Consider the following 1,176-nt stretch of genomic DNA (forward strand, 5'->3'; position numbering starts at 1 on the left):
GATGGCCAAGGAGAAGTTTGAGCGGACTAAGCCGCACGCGAACATTGGCACGATTGGTCACGTTGACCACGGCAAGACGACTTTGACGGCAGCGATCACGAAGCAGTTTGGCGAGTTCAAGGACTATGACCAGATTGACGCGGCGCCGGAAGAGAAGGCTCGGGGTATCACGATTTCGACGGCTCACGTTGAGTATGAGACGGCGAACCGTCACTATGCGCACGTGGACTGCCCGGGTCACGCTGACTATGTGAAGAACATGATCACGGGTGCGGCCCAGATGGACGGCGCGATCCTGGTTGTGAACGCGGCTGATGGCCCGATGCCCCAGACGCGCGAGCACATTCTTCTGGCCCGTCAGGTTGGCGTTCCGGCACTGGTTGTTTTCCTGAACAAGGTTGATCAGGTTGACGATGAGGAGCTTCTGGAGCTGGTCGAGATGGAAGTTCGCGAGCTTCTGTCTTCGTATGACTTCCCGGGCGACGACATTCCGATCATTGCCGGTTCGGCTCTGGCGGCTCTTGAGGGCCGTGATGACGAGATCGGTGCGAACAAGATTGCCGAGCTGATGGCGGCTGTGGATGAGTACATCCCGACGCCGGAGCGTCCGGTTGACCAGCCTTTCCTGATGCCGATCGAGGACGTGTTCTCGATTTCGGGCCGGGGTACGGTTGTGACCGGCCGTATCGAGCGCGGTGTTGTGAAGGTTGGCGAAGAGATCGAGATCGTGGGTATCCGCGATACGGTGAAGACGACCTGCACGGGCGTTGAGATGTTCCGCAAGCTGCTCGATCAGGGCCAGGCTGGCGACAATGTCGGCGTTCTTCTGCGCGGTATTGACCGTGAGGGTGTTGAGCGCGGTCAGGTTCTGGCCAAGCCGGGTTCGATCACGCCGCACGCGAAGTTCGAGGCTGAAGCCTATATCCTGACGAAGGAAGAGGGTGGACGTCACACCCCGTTCTTCACCAATTACCGCCCGCAATTCTACTTCCGTACGACGGATGTGACGGGCGTGGTGACCCTGAAAGAGGGCACCGAGATGGTGATGCCGGGCGACAATGCCGAGCTGAATGTCGAGCTGATCACGCCGATCGCGATGGACCAGGGCCTGCGCTTCGCTATCCGTGAAGGCGGCCGCACCGTCGGTGCCGGCGTCGTCTCGAAAATCATCGAGTA

The 1,176-nt window shown here is 59.7% G+C and carries 1 protein-coding gene; it reads left to right on the top strand.

Annotated features, from left to right (window positions below; translation table 11 throughout):
• Nucleotide 1 precedes the first annotated feature (1 nt).
• On the top strand, nt 2–1,176 hold a 1,175-nt coding region (gene tuf / locus V0U79_RS13585), incomplete at its 3' end, for an elongation factor Tu (protein WP_330200053.1).

The organism is Hyphobacterium lacteum, from assembly GCF_036330345.1.
Taxonomy (GTDB): Bacteria; Pseudomonadota; Alphaproteobacteria; order Caulobacterales; family Maricaulaceae; genus Hyphobacterium; species Hyphobacterium lacteum.